2 protein-coding genes are annotated in these 2726 nt (G+C 63.6%); one reads left to right on the top strand and one right to left on the bottom strand.

Features of this window, described 5'->3' with window-relative positions:
* On the bottom strand, window positions 1–510 hold a 510-nt coding region (locus EOA29_RS31870), incomplete at its 3' end, for a SulP family inorganic anion transporter (RefSeq protein ID WP_245468616.1).
* Window positions 511–720: 210 nt separating this feature from the next.
* Here EOA29_RS31870 and gyrA point away from each other — a divergent pair.
* On the top strand, window positions 721–2726 hold a 2006-nt coding region (gene gyrA, locus EOA29_RS31865), incomplete at its 3' end, for a DNA gyrase subunit A (protein ID WP_127222111.1).

Here is a 2726-nt window from a genome sequence, read left to right as displayed (position 1 = left end):
GATATCGCCGATGCGCCGCAGCGTCTCGCCGGTTTCCGGCGGCAGGCCGAGGAGTCCGGGCAATTGCGAGACGATGATATGGACGGAAATGCCGGCGAGAAAACCGGTCGTCACCGGCACCGAAAGGAGATCGGCGATCCAACCAAGACGGAAGATGCCGCTGAACGCCACCAGTAGCCCGACCATCAGCGCCAGCATGGCCGCCAGCGCCAGATAATGCGGCGAGCCGGATGCCGCGATCAGTGCGAGGCCGCCGGCGAAAAGCGGCGTGATCGTCGAATCCGCCCCGACCGAAAGATGGCGATTGGCGCCGAAGAACGCAAAGGCCACGGATCCGGCGACGAAGGCGAAGAACCCGATCCCCGGCTGGAAGCCTCCGAGCCTGGCCGTCGCCATCTGTTCGGGAATGGCGATCGCCGCCAGCGTGAAACCGGCGGCCAGGTCGCCGTTGAGGTCCTTTGCCGTCCAGCCGCTGAGCGCCCGCAGAGGCAGCCATGAGATCCAATTCATTGCATTTGCAGTTTCCGCCCGAGGGTGACGATCCATGGCCGACCTTGCCCCTGTGGCGGCGAAATCGACCTTGGCCATATCGTCGCAATCAACGGTATCCTTTTGAAATTACCACCAAAATTGTCTCTGGAAAAGTGTCGCCGCCATTGGAGTTTCAGCCCGGCATCCTATATAAGCGGTGAGTGATTCCCGACAGGATTGTGACCTGATTTGACCGACCAGAAGACACCGCGCGGGCCGGAGGGCGGCCCCATCGGCATCGAGCCGATTTCGATCATCGAGGAGATGCAGCGCTCCTATCTCGATTACGCCATGAGCGTGATCGTCAGCCGCGCGCTGCCCGACGTACGCGATGGCCTGAAGCCGGTGCATCGGCGCATCCTCTATGCCTCGCATGAGAGCGGCTATCACTGGAACCGCAAATATGTGAAGTCGGCGCGTCCGGTCGCCGACGTGATGGGTAAATACCATCCGCATGGCGACGCCTCGATATACGACGCGCTGGTTCGCATGGCGCAGGACTGGTCGCTGCGCGTGCCGCTGATCGACGGTCAAGGCAATTTCGGCTCGATCGACGGCGATCCGCCGGCGGCGATGCGCTACACTGAGTCGAGGCTGACCAAGGTCGCGCATGAGCTGCTGGAGGACATCGACAAGGAAACCGTCGATTTCCAGGATACTTACGACGCTTCCGGCAGCGAGCCGAAAGTGCTGCCGGCGCGCTTCCCGAACCTTCTGGTCAACGGCTCGGGCGGCATCGCCGTCGGCATGGCCACCAACATCCCGCCGCACAACCTGGCCGAGGTCTGCAACGGCGCCATCGCCATCATCGACAACCCCGCCATCGACCTGCCGTCGCTGATGGAGATCGTGCCCGGTCCGGATTTCCCGACCGGCGGCATCGTGCTTGGCCGTTCCGGCATCTACAGCGCCTATTCGACGGGGCGCGGCTCGATCGTCATGCGCGGCCGCGTCAATATCGAGGCGCGCGGCAACGACCGTGAATCGATCGTCATCACCGAGATTCCCTATCAGGTGAACAAGGCGGCGATGATCGAGAAGATGGCCGAACTGGTGCGCGAGAAGCGCATCGAGGGCATCTCCGACATCCGCGACGAGAGCGACCGCCAGGGCTACCGCGTCGTCGTCGAGTTGAAGCGCGAGGCCGTCGCCGACGTCATTCTCAACCAGCTTTACCGCTTCACGCCCCTGCAAACGTCGTTCGGCGCCAACATGGTGGCGCTGAACGGCGGCAAGCCGGAAGTGCTGACGCTGATCGACATGCTGAAGGCCTTCGTCGGCTTCCGCGAGGAGGTGATCAGCCGCCGCACGAAATACCTTTTGCGCAAGGCGCGCGAGCGCGCCCATGTGCTCGTCGGTCTCGCCATCGCCGTCGCCAACATCGACGAAGTGATCAAGCTGATCCGCACTGCGCCCGATCCACAGACGGCGCGCGAGCAGTTGATGGAACGGCGCTGGCCGTCCCACGACGTCGCTCCGCTGATCAAGCTGATCGACGATCCGCGCCACCGCATCAACGAAGACGGCACCTACAATCTCTCCGAAGAACAGGCGCGCGCCATCCTGGATCTGCGGCTGCAGCGCCTGACCGCGCTCGGCCGCGACGAGATCGCCGACGAGCTGAACAAGATCGGCGCCGAAATCGTTGATTATCTTGACATTTTATCTTCCCGCGCGCGCATCCAGCAGATCGTCAAGGACGAGCTCATCGCCGTCCGCGACGAGTTCGGCACGCCGCGCCGCACCGAGCTCGCCGAGGGCGGGGCGGACATGGAAGACGAGGACCTGATCCAGCGCGAGGACATGGTGGTGACGGTGAGCCATTCCGGCTACATCAAGCGCGTGCCTCTGTCGCTCTACCGGGCGCAGCGCCGCGGCGGCAAGGGCCGCTCCGGCATGTCGACCAAGGAAGAGGATTTCGTCACCCGGCTGTTCGTGGCCAATACGCACACGCCGGTGCTGTTCTTCTCCTCGCGCGGCATCGTCTACAAGGAAAAGGTGTGGCGTCTTCCGGTCGGCAACCCGCAATCGCGAGGCAAGGCGCTGATCAACATGCTGCCGCTCGAGCAGGGCGAGCGCATCACCACCATCATGCCGCTGCCGGAGGATGAGGCAAGCTGGGGCGAGCTCGACGTGATGTTCGCCACCACGCGCGGCACGGTGCGCCGCAACAAGCTGTCCGACTTCGTCCAGGT

The organism is Mesorhizobium sp. M1E.F.Ca.ET.063.01.1.1, from assembly GCF_003998155.1.
In the GTDB taxonomy this organism is placed as follows: Bacteria; Pseudomonadota; Alphaproteobacteria; order Rhizobiales; family Rhizobiaceae; genus Mesorhizobium.
Note: the sequence above shows the minus strand (reverse complement) of the source record. Positions and strands in the feature narration are given on the sequence as shown.